Raw genomic sequence first — 509 nt, forward strand, 5'->3', positions numbered from 1 at the left:
CCTGGCAGCACGTGCTCGAACCGCTGCACGGCTATCTGCGCCTGGCGCAGGCGCTGGTCGAGCAGGGCGAGGCCGTGGCGGAGGCATGGAACTTCGGCCCCGACAACGAGGGGCTGGTCAGCGTCGGCGAACTGGTCGAGCGGCTGGCCCGGCGCTGGCCTGATGAGGCGCGCTGGTCGGTCGAGGCGAGTGAGCAGCCGCACGAGGCTGGCCTGCTCGCGCTGGACTCCAGCCAGGCGCGTGTGCGTCTGGATTGGCGCCCGCGCTGGACCTTGCAGCAGGCCATCGAACGAACCCTCGACTGGCACCAGGCCTGGCAGGCCGGCGAGGACATGCAGTCATTCAGCCGTGCGCAGATCGCGGCCTATCAAGGCGAAACCCATGAGTGAACAGACGGCGCAGGCGCTGCGGCAGCAGATTGCCGAGCTGGTGGAACGCTATGCCGAACTGCAATTGGCTCCTGCTGCCTTCGAAGCCGGCCGCGATGCCGTGCCGCCGTCCGGCAAGGT

Annotated in this window: 1 pseudogene; it reads left to right on the forward strand. The window is 69.2% G+C overall.

From position 1 onward, the window contains the following. A pseudogene (locus J0A65_RS25565) lies at positions 1–389 on the forward strand (CDP-glucose 4,6-dehydratase); the annotation flags it as partial. Positions 390–509 lie beyond the last annotated feature (120 nt).

The sequence above is a fragment of the Bowmanella yangjiangensis genome (assembly GCF_017255015.1).
In the GTDB taxonomy this organism is placed as follows: Bacteria; Pseudomonadota; Gammaproteobacteria; order Enterobacterales; family Alteromonadaceae; genus Bowmanella; species Bowmanella yangjiangensis.